This window comes from Pseudomonas sp. MWU12-2319, from assembly GCF_023242525.1.
GTDB classification, from domain to species: Bacteria; Pseudomonadota; Gammaproteobacteria; order Pseudomonadales; family Pseudomonadaceae; genus Aquipseudomonas; species Aquipseudomonas gingeri_D.
This window is the reverse complement of sequence record NZ_JALJES010000001.1, coordinates 147,954-167,178: the sequence shown is the minus strand read 5'-3', so window position 1 is coordinate 167,178 and position 19,225 is coordinate 147,954. Positions and strand designations below refer to the sequence as shown.

Genomic DNA, 19,225 nt, shown 5'->3' with positions numbered 1-19,225 from the left:
GGGAAATGAAAGTAAATGTTTCAGCGGTCAAAACCGCCTTGGTCGCCGAGCGACGTTGCCCGGTCCGCCTAATTTCCCTGTACGGCCATCCGTTAATCGAAGCACAGCCAAGTGCACGGCGCATTCGCGCGCCCGGCACTTGCGATCCGAGATCAAGGGAGAAGAGTCGTCATGAACACTGCATTGAGTTTGGATATCCGGCCGCTGCTGACCGGGTCGGGCACCTTGCCCATGCTGATCCAGGCGCCTGAACCCGGTCTCGACCTGCGCGAGGCGTTCGCCGAATGCAAGCCGCTGATCGACGCGCACCTGTACCGTGCCGGCGGGATTCTGCTGCGTGGTTTCGAGGTGGGCGGTGCCGAGGCCTTTCGCGAGTTCGCCGCCGGTTTCGGTCATCCATTGCTCAACTACGAGTTCGGCTCGACGCCGCGCAGCAACGTGACCAAGGGGGTCTACACCTCCACCGAATACCCGGCGCACCAGAGCATTCCGCTGCACAACGAGCAGGCCTACACCCTCGAATGGCCGATGAAGATCTGGTTCTACAGCATGATCGCCGCGCAGACCGGCGGCGAGACGCCGATCTGCGACAGCCGTGAAGTCTATCGCCGGGTCCCGGCGCGGATCCGCGAGCGTTTCATCAGCAAGGGCCTGATGTACGTGCGCAACTACGGCAACGGCCTGGATGTGGAGTGGAGCCAGGTGTTCAACACCGAGGACGAGGCGCTGGTCGAGGCCTACTGCCGGGCCCATTCCATCGAATGCGAGTGGAAGGACGACGGCGAGTTGCGCACCCGCCAGCGCTGCCAGGCGGTGGCCCGGCACCCGGTGACCCAGGACATGGTCTGGTTCAACCAGGCGCATCTGTTCCATGTCTCGAACCTGCAGCCGGAAGTGCGCGAGACCCTGCTCGATGCGGTGGATGAGGAAGACCTGCCGCGCAATGTCTATTACGGCGACGGTTCGGCCATCGAGGTCGACCTGCTGGACGAAGTCCGTGGCGTGCTCGACGACTGCACCATCAGTTTTCCCTGGCAGGAAAACGATGTGCTGATGCTCGACAACATGCTCAGCGCCCACGCCCGTTCGCCGTTCACCGGCAAGCGCAAGGTGGTGGTGGCGATGGCCGAGGGGTACGCGCAATGAATCCGCGGGACGCACAGCAACTGGCCCGCCGTTTTATCGCGTTGCCGGAGGAGAAGCGCAAGGTCTTCCTCGCCGCGATGGACCGGGAGGGCGTCGATTTTTCGTTGCTGCCCATCGTTGCCGATAACGGCGTCGCCGAACGCGACGGCCTGTCCTATGCCCAGCAGCGCCTGTGGTTTCTCTGGCAGCTCGATCCCACCGGCGCGGCCTACAACCTGCCGATGGCCGTGCGCCTGAACGGGGTACTGGAGTTGCCTGCGCTGGAGCAGGCCTTCAGCGCCCTGGTGGCGCGCCATGAGTGCCTGCGCACCACCTTTGGCCAGTACGGCGAGCGGGCTTTCCAGCGCGTGGCCGAGCCGAGCGCGGTACGCATCGCGATCAGCGACCTGTCCGCGCTGGCCCCGGACCTGCGCGTGCAGCGCGCCCGGCAAGCCATGGCCGAGGAGGCGGGGCAGGCGTTCGACCTGGAGCGCGGGCCGTTGCTGAACATTCGCCTGCTGCGCCTGGCCGAGCAGGAACATGTGCTGTTGCTGACCCTGCACCACATCATCGCCGACGGCTGGTCGATGAATATCCTGGTGGATGAGTTCACCCGTTTGTATGACGCCTGCGTCGCCGGCCAGGCACCGGGCTTGTCGCCCCTGACCGTGCACTACCGTGACTACGCCCTGTGGCAGCGCAGCTGGCTGGAAGCCGGTGAGCGTGAACGGCAACTGGCTTATTGGCGCGGGCACCTGGGTGAAGAGCATCCGCTGCTCGAATTGCCCACTGACCGAGCCTATCCGGCCCAGGCCAGTCACCGTGGCGCGCGCCTGGAAGTGCAGGTCGACGCGGATCTGCGCCAGCAACTCAAGACCCTGGCCCAGCGCCAGGGGGTGACCTTGTTCGTGGTCCTGCTGGCTTCGTTCAAGACCCTGCTATACCGCTACAGCGGGCAAACCGATATCCGTGTCGGCGGCCTGATCGCCAACCGTACCCGCAGCGAGACCGAGGGCCTGATCGGTTTCTTCGTCAATACCCAGGTCTTGCGCAGCGAGGTCAGTGGCCAGCAGTCCTTCGCTGAGTTACTGCAGCGCGTACGCGAGGCCGCCGCCGGTGCCCAGGCCCATCAGGAACTGCCTTTCGACGCCTTGATCGAGGCCCTGCAACCGGCCCGTAGCCAGAGTCACAACCCGCTGTTCCAGGTGATGTTCAACCACCAGCCGTTGGTTACCGATGTGCAGGGCAAGACCCTCGCCTGCGGGCTGCAGGTGCGGCACCTGGGTGCGGAGGAGGGCTCTGCGAGTTCGCGGGAGCACGCCGCCGCCAGCGACCTGATGCTGGAAACCCGCGAGGAAGGCCAGCAGCTGTTCGCCGCCTTTACCTATGCCGCTGATATTTTCGACGCTGAGACCATTGCCCGTCTGGCCGGGCACTGGCGCAATCTGCTGGCGGCTGTGTGCCGCGATCCGCAACAGGCGGTGGCGCAGTTGCCGATGTTGGTGCCCGAGGAAATCATCCAGTTGCTGGGCCATTCGACCGGCAAACCGGCATCGGTCGCTGATCCGATGCTGCTGCCGCAGCTATTCGAAGCCCAGGTCCGGCGGACCCCCGAAGCCACAGCGCTGATCCTCGCCGAACCCGAAGGTGCACCCCACCTGACCTACGCCGAACTGAACCGCCGGGCCAACCGCCTGGCCCATCTGTTGCGCGAGCGCGGCGTCGGCCCCGACGTGCTGGTGGGGCTCGCCGTGTCCCGCAGCCTGGAAATGGCCGTGGCCATCCTCGCCGTGCTCAAGGCCGGTGGCGCCTATGTGCCGCTGGACCCGCAAACCCCCACCGAGCGCCTGCAGCACGTCTTGCAGGACAGCGGCCTGCAACTGTTGCTGACCCAGAGCCCTTGGCTGGCCAGCCTGCCGACCTTCCAGGGCGGCGAAATCCTCTGCCTGGACCAGCTCGATGACTCGGCCTTTTCCGACCACGACCTGCCGCCAGGCATCGAGCCGGATTCCCTGGCCTATGTGATCTACACCTCGGGCTCCACCGGCCGGCCGAAAGGCGTGGCGATCAGTCATGCCGCCCTGGCCGAATTTATCGCCCGGGCCAGCGAATACAGCCAACTGGTGGATTCCGACCGGGTCCTGCAAATGGCCACCAGCAGCTTCGACGGCTTTGTCGAACAGTTCTTCCCGCCGCTGTGCCTGGGCGCCTGCGTGGTCCTGCGGGACGGGCGCCTGTGGGACAGTGCGACCCTACATGACGCGATCCTTGAACACGGCATTACCCTGGCGGACCTGCCGGCCGCCTACTGGCACCTGCTGGTCCAGGACTGGGCGGCCCGGCCACCGCAGCACTATGGCGTGCTGCGGCAGATCCATATCGGCGGCGAGGCCATGGCGGTCGACGGCCTGCGTCTCTGGCCGCTCGCCGGCCTGGGCCACGTACGGCTGATCAACACCTATGGCCCGACCGAAGCCACGGTGGTTTCCACCACCCATGACTGCTCGGCACTGTTGCCTGAAGATGTGTCCTGGCGCGGCGTACCCATCGGCCAGGGGTTGTCCGGTCGACGGCTGCTGGTGCTGGACGACGAACTGAACCTGCTGCCCCAGGGCGCGGTCGGTGAGTTGTATATCGGCGGGCCCGGCCTGGCGCGTGGCTATCAGGGGCAACCGGCCCTCAGTGCCCAGCGCTTTATCGTCGATCCGTTCAACCCCGGTGAGCGCCTCTACCGCAGCGGCGACCGCGCCCGCCTGCGCGCCGACGGTGCCCTGGAGTACGTCGGTCGGGTCGACCACCAGGTGAAGATTCGCGGTTTCCGTATCGAACTGGGGGAAATCGAAGGCCGTCTGTTGCAGTGCCCGGGCGTGCGCGAAGCCGCCGTGCTGGCGCTGCCGCTGACGGGCGGCACGCAACTGGTCGGCTATCTGGTGGCGGAACAGGCTGCGGACGCGGCGACCCTGCGCCAGCAGGTCAAGACCTTGCTGCAAGGCCGGTTGCCCGACTACATGGTGCCGACCCACCTGCTGCTGTTGCCGCGCCTGCCGTTGACCCCCAGCGGCAAGCTGGATCGCAAGGCCTTGCCGCTGCCCGATCCGAGCCAGTTGCAGGCCCGTTACCGGGCGCCCCACAGCGAGATCGAACGCAATCTCGCCGAGATCTGGGAACAGGTCCTGCAGGTGCCGCAGGTCGGGCTTGACGATCATTTCTTCGAATTGGGCGGGCATTCGTTGCTCGCCGCCCAGGTGATCGCGCGGATCAAGGCGCGCCTGGCGGTCAGCCTGCCGTTGCGCAGCCTGTTTGAAACCCCCTTGCTGGGGGACCTGGCGATTGAAGTGGCGGGCCTGGCCGAGGGCGTCGGCGAGAGCGACTGGGGTGATATGGAGCAGTTCATGAGTTCGCTGGAGGAGGTGGGAGCATGAGTGCCCAGGCCGCATTGAGTCTTGCCAAACGTTTTATCGGCCTGCCGCTGGAGCAACGGCGGCAGTTCCTCGCCCGCCTGAGCCAGCAGGGCAAGGATTTCAGCCTGCTGCCGGTGCCGGTCAGCCGCCATGAGCAGGCGGTGATTCCCTTGTCCTATGCCCAGCAGCGCCTGCTGTTTCTCTGGCAGCTCGAACCGGACAGTGCCGCCTACAACATGGCCGCCGCCTTGCGCCTGCGCGGTCAACTGGATGAAAGCGCCATGCAGCGCGCTTTTGAACATCTGGTCCAGCGCCACGAAGTGCTGCGCACCCGCTTCCAGGTCGACGGCGAGCAACCGCGCCAGGTGATCCTCGACCAGCAGGCGCTGCCGCTGGAGCGTATCGACCTGACGACCTGCGCCGTCGAAATCCGTGACGCCGAGTTGGCCGAGCGGGTCGCCGCGCTCACCGCGCAACCCTTCGATCTGCTCACTGGTCCGCTGCTGCGAACCAGCCTGATCCGGCTCGACGAGGAACAATGGGTGCTGCTGGTGTGCATGCACCATATCGTCTCCGACGGCTGGTCGATGGACGTGATGGTCAAGGAGTTCGTGCAGGGCTATCAGGCCTTCTGCCAGAACCGCGAGCCCGGGCTGCCGGAGCTGGCCTTGCAGTACGCCGACTATGGGATCTGGCAACGCCGCTGGCTGGAAGCGGGCGAGGGCGAGCGGCAGCTGGATTACTGGCGGCGGCAATTGGGCGAGGAGCAGCCGCTGCTGGAGGTGGCTGCCGACTTCCCGCGTCCACCGGTGCAGAGCTTCCGGGGCCAGACCCTGCGTTTCGATTTCGGCGCCGAGCGTTCGGCGCAGCTCCAGGCCTTTGCCCGCAGCCAGGGCCTGAGCCTGTTCATGCTGGTGCTCGGCGGTTATGCCTGGTTCCTTTCGCGGCACGCCGGACAACGGGATATCCGCGTCGGTGTGCCCAACGCCAACCGTGGTCGGGCCGAGGTCGAAGGCCTGATCGGCTTCTTCATCAACACCCAGGTGTTGCGTTGCGAAGTCGACGAGCGCGAGAGTTTCCTTGAGCTGCTGGCGCGGATTCGTGAAAGCAGTTTTGGCGCCCAGGCGCACCAGGAGTTGCCGTTCGAACAACTGGTGGATGCCCTGGCGCCGCAACGCAGCCTGGACCACAACCCGCTGTTCCAGGCCAAGTTCAACCAGAACGTCGGCATGCAGAAGCAGCGCACCCTGAGCCTGCCGGGCCTGCTGGTCGAGGAATACCCGCTGCACAAGGACGGCACCCACTTCGATCTGGCCCTGGACATCACCGACGCCGGCCATCTGATCCTCGGTGAGATGACCTATGCCAGCGACCTTTACCAACCCTCGACTATCGAGGGTTTCATTGCTTCGTTGCTGCGGCTGTTCGATGCCGTGATGCGCGCCCCGCACGCGCCGCTGCTGAGCCTGGAAAACCGCCCACCGGCCCTGGCGACGGAACCCCGTATGGCGGCGATTCCGGTGCTGCAACAGTGGAACGCCCAGGTGCAACGCCAACCCCAGGGACTGGCCGCTCGCTGCCTCGAGCGGACCCTGGGTTTCCTTGAACTGGACCAGGCGGCCAATCGCCTTGCCCATCATCTGCGCGACCAGGGCGTCGGCGTCGGCGAGCCGGTGGCGGTGCTGATGGAGCGCTCGCTGGACTGGCTGACCTGTGTCCTGGGGATTCTCAAGGCCGGTGCGGTGTATATGCCGCTGGACAGCAAGGCCCCGGATGCGCGCTTGCAGCCGATGCTCGAGCGCGCCCGCACGCGCCTGCTGCTGTGCGCCGAAGGCGATCCCCGGGTGACGACGCTGGCCGTTGCCGGTTGTATCGGCCTGGCTTATGCCCCCGGACAATGGCGTCATCAAGCCGATACCACGCCGGACCTGGACCTGGCGGAACAGGCCCCGGCCTACGTGATCCATACCTCCGGCTCCACCGGCCTGCCCAAGGGCGTGCTGGTCAGCCACGGGGCCCTGGCCAGTTATGTCAGCGGCCTGCTGGAGCGTCTGGAGCTGGCACCCGAGGCGAGCATGGCGCTGGTCTCCACCATCGCCGCCGACCTCGGTCACACCATGCTGTTCGGTGCCTTGTGTTCCGGGCGCACTTTGCATGTGCTCCCCGAAGAGCTGGGTTTCGACCCCGACCGCTTCGCCGAATACATGCGCGAGCATCAGGTCGGCGTATTGAAGATCGTTCCCGGCCATCTGGCGGCGTTGTTGCAGGCGAGCGAGCCCGCCGACGTGCTGCCCTGGCATGCGCTGATCGTCGGTGGCGAAGCCTGTTCGCCGGCGTTGTTCGAGCAGATACGGGCACTCAAGCCGGACTGCCGTTTTATCAATCACTACGGTCCCAGCGAAACCACCGTCGGGGTGTTGGCGAACGAAGTCTCGGCGCTGCATCCGCATGCCCGTGGTGTCGCGGTGGGCCGCGCCTTGCCGGGTGCCCACGGCTATGTGCTGGACGATGTACTCAATAGCGTCGCCGAGCAGGTGCCGGGCGAGCTGTATATCGGTGGCGCCAGTGTCGCCCTGGGTTATCTCGGGCAGCCGGGGCTGACCGCCGAGCGTTTCCTGCCCGATCCTTTCGGTGCGCCGGGAGCGCGGGTCTATCGCAGCGGCGACCGCATGCGTCGCACGCGCCAGGGACTGCTGGAATTCCTCGGGCGCAATGACGACCAGGTTAAGATTCGCGGTTACCGGGTGGAGCCGGCGGAAGTCACGCGGGTGCTCCAGGGCCTCGACGGCGTGGCCCAGGCGGCGGTCCTGGCATTGCCGGTGGATGAGGACGCCGGGCGCCTGCAACTGGTTGCCTACTGTGTCGCGGCAGCCGGTGCGCAATGCTCGGTCGATGACCTGCGCCGCCAGTTGCAGGCGTGTCTGGCCGATTATCTGGTGCCGGCGCAGATCGTGCTGCTGGAGCAATTGCCGCTGACGGCCAACGGCAAGCTGGACAAGCGCGCGTTGCCGCAGCCGGGTTCCGTGCAGCAGGGCTACGTTGCCCCGGTCGGCGAGATCGAAGAACAACTGGCGGCGGTCTGGGCCGATGTGCTCAAGCTGGAGCGGGTCGGCATCCGCGACAACTTCTTCGAACTGGGCGGTGACTCGATCCTCAGCCTGCAGATCATCGCCCGGGCCAAGCGCCTGGGCATCCGCCTCAGTCCCAAGCAGTTGTTCGAGAAGCAGACCATCGGCGAGCTGGCGAGGGTGGCGAAGCGGATCGAGAAAAAGCCGGCTGGCGATGTCATGGCCCAGGCCAGCGGTCGGCAGTTGTTGCTGCCGATCCAGGCACGTTTTTTCGAGATGGAGATTATTCAGCGTCAGCACTGGAACCAGTCGCTGATGCTCAAGCCCCGCGAAACCCTGGAGGCCGCGCCTCTGCAAGCGGCGTTCGCGGCGCTGGTGGCGCAACACGATGCCCTGCGCCTGAGTTTCGAACAGCAGGAGGGTCAATGGCAGGCGCAGTATGCGTCGGCGGCTACGACCGATCTGCTGTGGGTCCGTGAACTCGCCGACCCGGCGCAACTGACGGAGCTGGCCGATCAGGCCCAGCGCAGCCTGGACCTGAAAAACGGTCCGTTGTTGCGTGGGGTGTTGGTCAATCTGCCCGCCGGCGAGCAGCGCCTGCTGCTGGTGATCCATCACCTGGCGGTGGACGGCGTGTCCTGGCGGATCCTGCTGGAAGACCTGCAGCAGGCTTATATTGCCAGCGTCTCCAGGCAGCCACCGGCGCTGGCCGCGCGCAGCAGTTCGCTGCAGACCTGGGCCGAGCAGTTGCACGGTTATGCTCGCAGTGAACGTCTGCTGGCCGAGCGTGATTACTGGTTGCAGACCCTGGCGGGCGACCTCCAGGAATTGCCGTTTGAAGTGGCTCCCGGGCAGGCGCCTGGCGGCGAGGTCGGTCATGCCAGCTCACGCCTGGACAAGACGCTGACCCAGCAACTGTTGAAAGTCGCGCCGACGGCCTATCGCACCCAGGTCAACGACCTGCTGCTGACCGCCCTGGCGCGGGTGCTCTGCGACTGGAGCGGGCAACCGTCGGTATTGGTCCAGCTCGAAGGTCACGGTCGCGAAGACCTGTTCGACGACCTCGACCTGAGCCGCACCGTGGGCTGGTTCAGCAGTCTGTTTCCGCTCCGCCTCACACCCCAGGCGGAGCCGGGTGTTTCCCTGTGCGGCATCAAGGAGCAACTGCGGGCGGTGCCGAACAAAGGCATCGGTTATGGCGTGCTGCGTTACCTGGGCGATGCCGGTTTTGCCCGACAACTGGCGGCCTTGCCCCAGGCGCGGGTAACCTTCAACTACCTGGGCCAGTTCGACGGCAGTTTCACCGAAGCCGACGGCGCGCTGTTCGTGCCCAGCGGCGAGTCCACCGGGCGCAACCAGCCCGAGGATGCACCGCCGGGCGATGGCCTGAGCCTCAATGGCCAGGTGTTCGACGGCGAGCTGCAACTGGATTGGGCGTTCAATCGCCAGCAGTATCGGCCTGAAACCATCGAAGCCCTGGCCCGCGCCTATGAACAGGCCCTGGCCGAACTGATCGGACATTGCTGCCAGGGCGGACAACTGGGCGTGACGCCATCGGACTTCCCGCTGGTGACTCTCAGTGCCGGGCAACTGCAGCGTCTGCCGGCGGCGGCGGGGGCGATCGAGGATCTCTATCCGCTGTCGCCGATGCAGCAGGGGATCCTCTTCCATCATCTGGACGATCCGGAGGGGGCGGCCTATATCAACCAGCTGCGACTGAATGTACGACAGCTGGATGTAGAGCGTTTCCGCCAGGCCTGGCAGCAGGCCGTGCAGGCCCATGAAATGCTGCGCACGGTATTTGTCTGGCCCCAGGAACTGGCGGCGCCGGTGCAGATTGTCCTGCGCACGTTGCAGATGCCGATGCAGGTCCACGACTGGCGCACGCGGGGCGAGCATGAGGCGGCCTTCGAGCAGTTGGCACAAGCCGACCTCGCCGCCGGTTTCGAGCCCCATCGCGGACCTTTGCTGCGGGTGACGCTGGTGCGCACCGGCGAGACCGAATACCGGATGATCTACACCAGCCACCATCTCCTGATGGACGGCTGGAGCACCTCGCAGCTGTTCGGCGAAGTGCTGCAACGTTATGCCGGGGTGAGCATTGCCCGGGGTACAGGACGTTATCGCGACTATATCGGGTGGCTCGGCCAGCGCGATGCCCGCGCCAGCCAGGACTTCTGGAGCGCGGCCGTGGCCGGTCTGCAGGAGCCGACCCGCCTGGTCGGGACGCTGGGCAGCCACGAACAGGCGCAGGGGTATGGGGAACATCGGCATGTGTTCAGCGAGGCGCTGACTGCCGGATTGAACCGTTTTGCCCGGGAACGCAAAGTCACCCTCAACACCCTGATGCAGGCCGCCTGGCTGCTGCTGTTGCAGCGGTATACCGGCCAGGATTGCGTGGCCTTCGGTGCCACCGTGGCCGGCCGTCCGACTGACCTGCCCGGGGTCGAGCAGCAGATCGGCCTGTTTATCAACACCCTGCCGGTGGTGGCGAGCCCTGATGCACAACTGACGGTGGGTGAGTGGCTGCAACAGGTGCAGGACCTCAACCTGGCGTTGCGCGAGCACGAGCAGACGCCGCTTTACGAGATCCAGCGTTGGGCGGGCCTGGGCGCGGGCGGGTTGTTCGACAGCCTGCTGGTGTTCGAGAACTATCCGATGGCCGAAGCGCTGGGCCGGGCTTCGGATGCGGGTCCTGAGTTCGCGGCTATAGAACGTTCCGAGCAGACCAATTATCCGCTGACCCTGGTGGCGGTGACCGGGCGCGAACTGATCGTGGATTGCGGTTACGACCGGGCTGGTTTCGACGCTGCGGGTGTGGCGCGACTGGGCCGGCAGCTGGAATACCTGATGCGCCAGTTCATGGTCGACGCGCGCCAGCCGTTGGGTGCGCTGGAGTTGCTCGACCCGGCCGAGCGGCAGGTCGCCCTTGACTGGAGCCGGCGCTCTTCTGTAGGAGCGAGCTTGCTCGCGATGGACGTCAACGATAACGCGGGGTACCTGGAGAGTCACGGTGCCCTTGCGCTCATCGCGAGCAAGCTCGCTCCTACAGGGGCAGCGTTCAATCCGCGGATCCGGGGTCATGTGCTTGAGCATCTTGCGGATCAGGTCGCCGGTCAGCCCGAGGCCCCGGCGATCCTCTTCGCCGACTGGCAGCTGGACTACCGGACCCTGGACCGGCGCGCCAATCGCCTGGCCCACCTCCTGCGCGAGCGCGGCGTCGGCCCCGAGGTGCGGGTCGGCGTGTGCCTGCGTCGCACCCCGGACCTGATCGTCGCCTTGCTGGCGATCCTCAAGGCCGGCGGTGCCTATGTGCCGCTGGACCCCGAGTACCCGCGCGAGCGGCTGTTGCATATGCTCGACGACAGCCACGCGGCGCTGTTGCTGAGTGAGGCGATCCTCCTCGAACGCCTGCCTGAGACGCTGCCCGCTCCGGTGCTGCTGATAGAGGAGGGCGATGACTGGCTGGCGAGCTACCCGACCAGCACGCCGTCCGTGGACACCTGCGGGCAGAACCTGGCCTATGTCATCTACACCTCGGGTTCTACCGGCAAGCCCAAGGGCGTGGCGGTCACCCATGACAACCTCGCGGCCTTGATCCACTGGTCGTTGCAGGCCTATGACCGCGAGCAACTGCGCGGGGTGCTGGCCTCGACCTCGATCTGCTTCGACCTGTCGGTGTGGGAGATCTTCGTCACCCTGGCCGGTGGCGGCTGCCTGGTCCTGGCGGACAATGCCCTGGCGCTGGCGGAGCTGCCGGCCCGCGAGCGGGTCACGCTGATCAATACGGTGCCCTCGGCCATCGCCGCGCTGTTGCGGGCCGGGCAGATCCCGGCCTCGGTCGGCACCCTCAACCTGGCTGGCGAGCCACTGAAGCAGACACTGGTGGATGCGCTCTACGCCGGCACCCGGGTGCGTCAAGTGTATGACCTGTATGGTCCTTCGGAAGACACCACCTATTCGACCTTCAGCCTGCGCACCGCCCAGGGCACGGCGAATATCGGGCGTCCATTGGAGAATACCCAGGCCTATCTGCTCGATCCCGGCTTGCAGCTGTTGCCCGCCGGGGTGGCGGCCGAGTTGTACCTGGGCGGTGCCGGGGTTTCCCGGGGCTATCTGGGCCGACCCGGACTGACCGCCGAGCGTTATGTGCCGAACCCGTTCGGCACTGACGGCGAGCGCCTGTATCGCACTGGCGACCTGGTGCGCCAGGGCGAGGGCGAGCGGATCGAGTACATCGGTCGCGCCGACCATCAGGTGAAGATTCGCGGTTTCCGCGTCGAGTTGAGCGAAGTCGAAGCCTGTCTGCTCGAGCAGCCGTCGGTGCGCGAAGCGGTGGTGCTGGCCCAGGAGGATGCGGCGGGCAAGCACTTGCAGGGCTATGTGGTAACGCCAGCGGGGATTGTCGATGCCCAGGCGTTCATCGCCGGTCTCAGGATTGCCCTGGCCGCGCGCTTGCCGGCACATATGGTGCCCGGCCAGTTGCACCGGGTCGAGGCCTTGCCGCTGACCCCCAATGGCAAGCTCGACCGCAAGGCCCTGATCGCCCTGGGCAGCGGCCCCCGGCAGCAGCACTACGAGGCGCCGCGCAGCGAGTTGCAAGGCCAGGTCGCCGCGCTCTGGCAGGAGGTGCTGGGGATCGAGCAGGTGGGCCTGGGCGACAACTTCTTCCAGTTGGGCGGCCATTCGTTGCTGGCGACCCTGGTGGTCAGCCGGATCGGCGAACGCCTGGGCGACAAGATCCCCCTCAAGGAACTGTTCCAGGCCGACAACCTGCTGGCGTTCTGCGAACGGATCGAAGCGCTGCGCGGTGCATCGTCGCCTGTTCAGGATGAATTGGCTAAATCCCTGGAGGCCCTCAAACGTCTATCCCTCGAAGATCTGGAAAAACTGATTTCTTGAGGGGAAGCACGAGTGCAAGGGTTAATCGAGTCGGTGGGGCAACTCTCGTCCAGGCAGCGCAAAGGCTTGGCGGCGTTGCTCAAGCACAAGGGCATCAATCTGTTCGAGGTCGCGCCGGTGTTTCGCCGCGCGGCCGAGGAGCCCCTGCTGCTGTCCTACGCCCAACAGCGCCAGTGGTTCCTCTGGCAATGGGCGCCGCAGAGTTCCGCCTACAACATTGCCACGGCCCTGCGGGTGCACGGCCGGCTCGATGTAAAGGCCTTGCAGGGCAGCTTCCAGGCCCTGGTGGAGCGGCACGAAAGCCTGCGCACGGTGTTCACCCAGACCGACGGGCAACCGCTGCAGGTGGTGGTGCCCGCCGCTCGCTTCAGCCTCGATCTGCACACCCTCGACCCTGTCTCTTCGGCGGAGCGTGAGGCGCGGGTCCAGGCCTTTGTCCAGGCACAGAGTCAGACGCCTTTCGACCTGGCCCGTGGCCCGCTGTTGCGGGCCGCGCTGTTGCAGGTGGCGGCCGATGAACAGGTGCTGGTGCTGACCCAGCACCATATCGTGTCGGACGGTTGGTCCTTGCAGGTGATGACCGAGGAGCTGTTGGCGCTGTATGCCGACCTGAGCCAGGGCCGTACGCCGCAGTTGCCGGCGCTGCCGATCCAGTACGCCGACTATGCGTTGTGGCAGCGGCACTGGATGGAAGCCGGTGAACGGGAGCGGCAACTGGAATATTGGTTGGGCAAGCTTGGCGGCGAGCAACCGGTGCTGGAGTTGCCGGTCGATCATCCGCGTCCGTTGTCCCCCAGCTTTGCCGGTGCCAGTCAGGCCCTGGTGCTCGACCCCGGGTTGAGCGAAGGGCTCAAGGCCTTGGCCCGACAACAAGGGGTCAGCCTGTTCGCTTTGTTGCTGGCATCGTTCCAGGCGCTGCTGCATCGCTACAGCGGGCAGGGCGATATCCGCGTGGGTGTGCCGGTGGCCAACCGCGAGCGGGCCGAGGTGGAGCGGCTGATCGGCTTCTTCGTCAACACCCAGGTGCTCAAGGCCGAGGTGGACGGGCAGGACGCTTTTGTCGAGCTGTTGCGCCAGGTCTGGCAGACGGCACAAGAGGCCCAGGCTTATCAGGACCTGCCGTTCGAACAACTGGTCGAGGCGTTGGAGCCGGGACGCAGTCTGAGCCACAGCCCGTTGTTCCAGGTGATGTTCAATCACCAGGCGCAGGCTCCGGCCAATCGGGTGAATCCTGCCGGTGCATCGCTGAATGTGACATCGTCATCGCCAGCAAGCCGGCTCCCACAGACCCCCGCCAACCCTGAAAACACCGCGCCCCCTGTAGGAGCCGGCTTGCCGGCGATGGCGTCGGTGAATCCACTATCGCCGTCCCAGGCATTACGCATCGAACCGCTGCACTGGCAAAGCCAAACGGCGCAGTTCGATCTGGTGCTCAATACCACCGACCAACCCCAGGGTATCGAGGCCGTATTCAAGTACGCCACCGACCTGTTCGAAGCGAGCACCGTCGAGCGCTTGGCCCGGCACTGGCTGAACCTGCTGCGTTCGATTACCGCCAATCCCCACCAGCGTATCGCCGATCTCGCCCTGCTGGAGCCAAGCGAGCAGCGGCAAGTCCTGGCCCAGTGCAACCCGGCACCCCGGCAATACCCGGTGGACGGTTGCCTGCAACAACGTATCGAAGCCCAGGCTGCTCGGCGTCCGGACGCGGTGGCGGTGGTCTATGCCGACCAGCAACTGACCTATGGCGAACTCAACGCCCGGGCCAACCAGTGGGCCCATCGTCTGATCGCCCAGGGCGTCGGCGCGGATGTGCTGGTGGGCGTCGCCTGCGAGCGCTCGCTGGAGATGCTCGTGGCGATTGTCGCCGTACTCAAGGCCGGTGGCGCCTATGTGCCGCTGGACCCCGGCTACCCGGACGAGCGCCTGCGCTACATGATCGAGGACAGCGGACTCAAGCTGCTCCTGGCGCAAGGGCACCTGCTGGGGCGCCTGCCAGTACCGGCAGATGTCGAGTGCCTCGACCTGGATCAACTGCCCCAAGACCGCTCGCGGGACAATCCGCCCTGTGTCACCGGCGCCGATCATCTCGCCTACGTTATCTACACCTCGGGTTCCACCGGCAAGCCCAAGGGCGCGCTGTTGCCCCATGGCAATGTGCTGCGCCTGTTCAGTGCCACCGACGGCGAATTCGGCTTCGGCGCCGATGATGTCTGGACGCTGTTTCACTCCTACGCCTTCGATTTCTCGGTCTGGGAAATCTTCGGTGCCTTGCTCCATGGCGGCAAGCTGGTGGTGGTGCCCCAGGACATCAGCCGCTCGCCCCGGGACTTCCACCGCCTGCTCTGCGATAAGCGGGTGACGGTACTGAACCAGACACCATCGGCGTTCAAGTCACTGTTGTCGGTGGCCGTCGATTCACCGCGCGAGCTGGCCTTGCGTTACGTCGTGTTTGGCGGCGAGGCCCTGGAAGTGCAAGGCCTGCGGCCCTGGTTCGAGCGCTGCGGCGATCAGTCCCCGCAGTTGGTCAATATGTACGGCATCACCGAAACCACCGTGCACGTGACCTACCGGCCGCTGTCCCTGGCCGACCTTGAGCAGGCCGCCGGCAGCCCCATCGGCGAGCCGATCAGCGACCTGTCCCTGTACCTGCTGGACGATGGGCTGAACCTGTTGCCAGCGGGCTGCGTCGGCGAGCTGTATATCGCGGGTGCCGGGCTGGCACGGGGTTACCTGAAGCGGCCGGACCTGACGGCCACGCGTTTTGTCCCCGATCCGTTCGATCCCCAGGGCAGCCGACGCCTCTACCGCAGCGGCGACCTGGCGCGCTTGCGCGCCGACGGCACGATCGAATACATCGGCCGGCGCGACCAGCAGGTGAAGATTCGCGGCTTCCGCATTGAACTGGGGGAAATCGAAGCGCGCCTGCAAGGCCACGCACGGGTGAGCGAGGCTGCGGTGCTGGCGGTGGAAGGCGCGACCGGCACCCAACTGGTGGCCTACCTGGTCCCCGCCGACCCGGCGGTGCTGCAGGATGAATCCCGGACAACGGCCCTGCATGGCGAACTGCGGGACTACCTCAAGGCCCATCTGGCCGACTACATGGTGCCGACGCACCTGGTGCTGCTCGACTCGTTGCCGCTGACCGCCAACGGCAAGCTCGACCGCAAGGCCTTGCCCGCGCCGGACAGCCATGTGCTGCAGCAGTCTTACATCGCTCCGCAGCGGGAAATCGAAGAGCAACTGGCGGCGATCTGGGCCCAGGTGCTGAAGGTCGAACAGGTCGGCCTGCGGGACAACTTCTTCGAACTGGGCGGCCACTCGCTGCTGGCGACCCAGGTGATCGCCCGGGCTCGCCAGGAACTGGGTCTGGAACTGTCCCTGCGCAGCCTGTTCGAAACCGCCGACCTGGGCGGCTTTGCCGCCAGTGCCGAAACGGATCAGGCGCAGGACGCACCGGCCTTCAGCCTGGTCGACCGTGACCAGCCGCTGCGCCTGTCCTATGCCCAGCAACGCCAGTGGCTGCTCTGGCAACTGGAGCCGGACAACAGCGCCTATCACATCCCGGCGGCCCTGCAACTGGACGGGGCCCTGGATCGCGAAGCCTTGCGCCGCGGTTTCGAGGCCTTGATCGACCGTCATGAGAGCCTGCGCACCACCTTCGGCCAACTGGACGGGCAGGGCGTGCAGCGGGTGCAACCGGCCGGGGTCTTTGCCCTGGCCCTGGACGAGTTCAACCCGGGTTTGGGCGAGGATCCCGAACGCTGGGTCAAGGCCCGGGTGGCGCAGGAGGTAGAGGCCCCCTTCGACCTGCAACACGGGCCGTTGCTGCGGGCCTGCTTGTTGAGCCTTGGCCAGACCCGCCATGTGCTGGTGGTGACCCTGCACCATATCGTCTCGGATGGCTGGTCGATGCCGATCATGGTCGACGAGTTGATCGAGTACTACGCCGCCTTCAGCCAGGGCCATGCGCCGGTGCTCAAGGACTTGCCGTTCCAGTACGCCGACTATGCCCACTGGCAGCGCGACTGGATGGCGGCGGGCGAGGAAACCCGGCAACTGGACTACTGGCGCGGTCAGTTGGGCGACCAGCAACCCGTGCTGGAATTGCCCACCGACCGACCGCGCCCGGCGTTGCAGAGCAGTGCCGGCGCGCGCCTCGAGGTGGCCTTCGAGCCGGCCTTGCTGGTGCCGCTCAAGGCGATTGCCCGGGAGCAGGGCGTGACCCTGTTCATGCTGCTGCTGGCCTCGTTCCAGACCCTGCTGCATCGCTACTCGGGGCAGGCCGATATCCGCGTCGGCGTGCCGATCGCCAACCGCACCCGCACGGAAACCGAGGGCCTGATCGGCTTCTTCGTCAACACCCAGGTGCTCAAGGCCGAGTTCGGGTTGCACAGCACCTTTGGCCAGTTGCTGGCCCAGGTCAAGCAGGCGGCGCTGGGTGCCCAGGCACACCAGGACCTGCCGTTCGAGCATCTGGTGCAGGCCCTGCAACCCGAGCGCAGCCTCAGCCACAGCCCGTTGTTCCAGGTGCTCTACAACCACCAGACCGAACGCAAGGGCGCGGTGCGCCAGGTGCCGGGCTTGCGGATCGAAGGACTGGACAGCGGCGGCCATAGCGCCCAGTTCGACCTGGCGCTGGACACCTTCGAAGGTGAAGAAGGCCTGCGGGCCGCCCTGACCTACGCCACCGCGCTGTTCGATGCCGCCACCGTCGAGCGTATGGCCGGGCACTGGCGCAATCTGCTGCGGGCTGTCGTTGAACAGGGGGTGGCGCAGCGTATTGCCGACCTGCCGCTGCTCGGCGACGAAGAGCGCCAGTGCATCCTGCAACGCTGGAGCCGTATCGACGGCGTCTACCCGGACACGCCCTGTGTCCACGAGCGGATCGCCATCCAGGCCCGGGCGACTCCCGAGGCCACGGCGCTGATCTTCGGCGACGCGCAGTTGACCTATGCCGAGCTGGAGCGCCGGGCCAACCGCCTGGCCCACAGGCTACGGGCGCTCGGCGTCGGCCCGGAAGTGCCGGTGGGCATCGCGGTGGATCGTGGGCTGGAGATGGTGGTCGGGCTGCTGGCGATCCTCAAGGCCGGCGGCGCCTATGTGCCGCTGGATCCGGAGTTCCCCCGCGAGCGCCTGGCCTACATGATGCAGGACAGCGGCATCGAGCTGTTGCTCTGCCACGTTCATCTGCTGGCGCAGTTGCCGGTGGTGGCTTCGCTACGCACGCTGTGCCTGGATCAGATCGAAGATCAGCTGCCGGGGATCGACGATGAAGCTCCGGCCAGCCAGGTGCAGCCGCACAACCTGGCCTACATCATCTACACCTCCGGCTCCACCGGCCAGCCCAAGGGCGTGGCCATCGACCATGCCGCCCTGAGCGCCCATGGCCACGTCGCCATCGAGTATTTCCGCCTGCAACCCGAGGACCGCGTGCTGCTGTTCTCCACCCTGAATTTCGACGGCTTCGTCGAACAGCTGTTCCCGGCCCTGTGTCACGGTGCAGCGGTGGTGGTACGCGGCAACGAGGTCTGGGACAGCAACACCTTCCACCAGGAAGTTCTGCGCTCGGGCATCACCGTGGCGGATTTGAGCACCGCCTACTGGTACCTGCTGGTGCAGGAATTCAGTCGCCAGGCGCCCAGGGATTTCGGTCCGCTGCGCCAGGTCAGTGCCACCGGCGAGGCCATGCCACCGGAAGGCCTCGAACTGTGGAAACAGGCGGGGCTGGGCCATGTGCGCCTGCTCAATACCTACGGCCCGACGGAAACCACCATCACCGCCAGTTACCTGGAGTGTGACGCTTATGTTCGCGGCGAACTGCCCAAGCCGTCGTCGATGCCGATCGGGCGGCCGTTGGGGGGCCGGCGCATGTATATCCTCGACAGCGATTTCACCCCGGCGGTCCAGGGCGCCACGGGCGAGTTGCTGATCGGCGGCGCCTTGCTGGCCCGGGGTTATCACGGCCGTGCGGCGCTGACGGCCGAGCGTTTTATTCCCGATCCGTTCGACGGGCAGGGTGGCGGTCGGCTGTATCGGACCGGCGATCTGACCCGCTACCGCGACGCGGGGCTGATCGAATATGCCGGGCGCCTCGACCATCAGGTCAAGATCCGGGGTTTCCGCATCGAACTGGGCGAGATCGAAGCGCGCCTGCAACAGCATCCGCAGGTGCGCGAAGCGCTGGTGGTGGCTGTCGACGGCCCGTCCGGCAAGCAACTGGCGGCCTATCTGGTGCCCGCCGATCCGGCCTTGCACGACACACCACAGCTTTTGCGCGATGCCCTGCGCGACGATCTCAAGGCCAACCTGCCGGACTATATGGTCCCGGCGTACTGGGTGGTGCTCGACGCCCTGCCGATGACCCCCGGCGGCAAGCTGGACCGCAAGGCCCTGCCCAAGCCGGACCCGAGCGCCTGGCAGCAAACCTACGTGGCCCCGCGCAGCGAGCGCGAGCAGCAACTGGCGGCAATCTGGGCGCAGGTGCTGCAGGTCGAGCGGGTCGGCCTGGATGACAACTTCTTCGAACTGGGCGGGCACTCGTTGCTGGCCGCCCAGGTGATCTCCCGGATTCATTCGGGCCTGGGGATCGACATACCGCTTCGGATGATTTTCGAGAAACCTCAATTGAACGAGTTTGCACAGGCACTTGAAGGCACTGGCCTTTCCCTGACCGATGACGGGCTGTCCGACATTGAACGCATGATGAACGACATGGCGGAGGCTTGA

The 19,225-nt window shown here is 66.0% G+C and carries 4 protein-coding genes; all 4 read left to right on the top strand.

The features are described from left to right. Nucleotides 1-171 precede the first annotated feature (171 nt). Genes M5C01_RS00580 through M5C01_RS00565 form a run of 4 tightly spaced genes read left to right on the top strand, consistent with a single transcriptional unit; the run spans nucleotide 172 to nucleotide 19,225 of the window. The gene (locus M5C01_RS00580; RefSeq protein ID WP_152736970.1) at nucleotides 172-1,146 is read left to right on the top strand and encodes a TauD/TfdA family dioxygenase; all 975 of its coding nucleotides are present in this window, start codon (nucleotides 172-174) and stop codon (nucleotides 1,144-1,146) included. Further along, nucleotides 1,143-4,547: a non-ribosomal peptide synthetase gene (locus tag M5C01_RS00575; protein ID WP_152736969.1), complete on the top strand. Its 3,405-nt coding sequence runs from the start codon at nucleotides 1,143-1,145 to the stop codon at nucleotides 4,545-4,547. The genes M5C01_RS00580 and M5C01_RS00575 overlap by 4 nt, the downstream gene beginning before the upstream one ends. After that, on the top strand, nucleotides 4,544-12,496 hold the full coding sequence (locus M5C01_RS00570; RefSeq protein ID WP_248764267.1) for a non-ribosomal peptide synthetase: 7,953 nt from the start codon (nucleotides 4,544-4,546) through the stop codon (nucleotides 12,494-12,496). The genes M5C01_RS00575 and M5C01_RS00570 overlap by 4 nt, the downstream gene beginning before the upstream one ends. 12 nt (nucleotides 12,497-12,508) lie before the next feature. Further along, nucleotides 12,509-19,225 carry a non-ribosomal peptide synthetase gene (locus M5C01_RS00565; RefSeq protein WP_248764266.1) on the top strand — a complete coding sequence of 2,239 codons (6,717 nt, stop codon included), beginning with the start codon at nucleotides 12,509-12,511 and terminating at the stop codon, nucleotides 19,223-19,225.

Excerpts from the sequence above, each read along its gene's own strand:
- M5C01_RS00580 (WP_152736970.1), top strand. The coding sequence starts at position 172 with ATGAACACTGCATTGAGTTTGGATATCCGGCCGCTGCTGACCGGGTCG.
- M5C01_RS00575 (WP_152736969.1), top strand. The coding sequence starts at position 1,143 with ATGAATCCGCGGGACGCACAGCAACTGGCCCGCCGTTTTATCGCGTTG.
- M5C01_RS00570 (WP_248764267.1), top strand. The coding sequence starts at position 4,544 with ATGAGTGCCCAGGCCGCATTGAGTCTTGCCAAACGTTTTATCGGCCTG.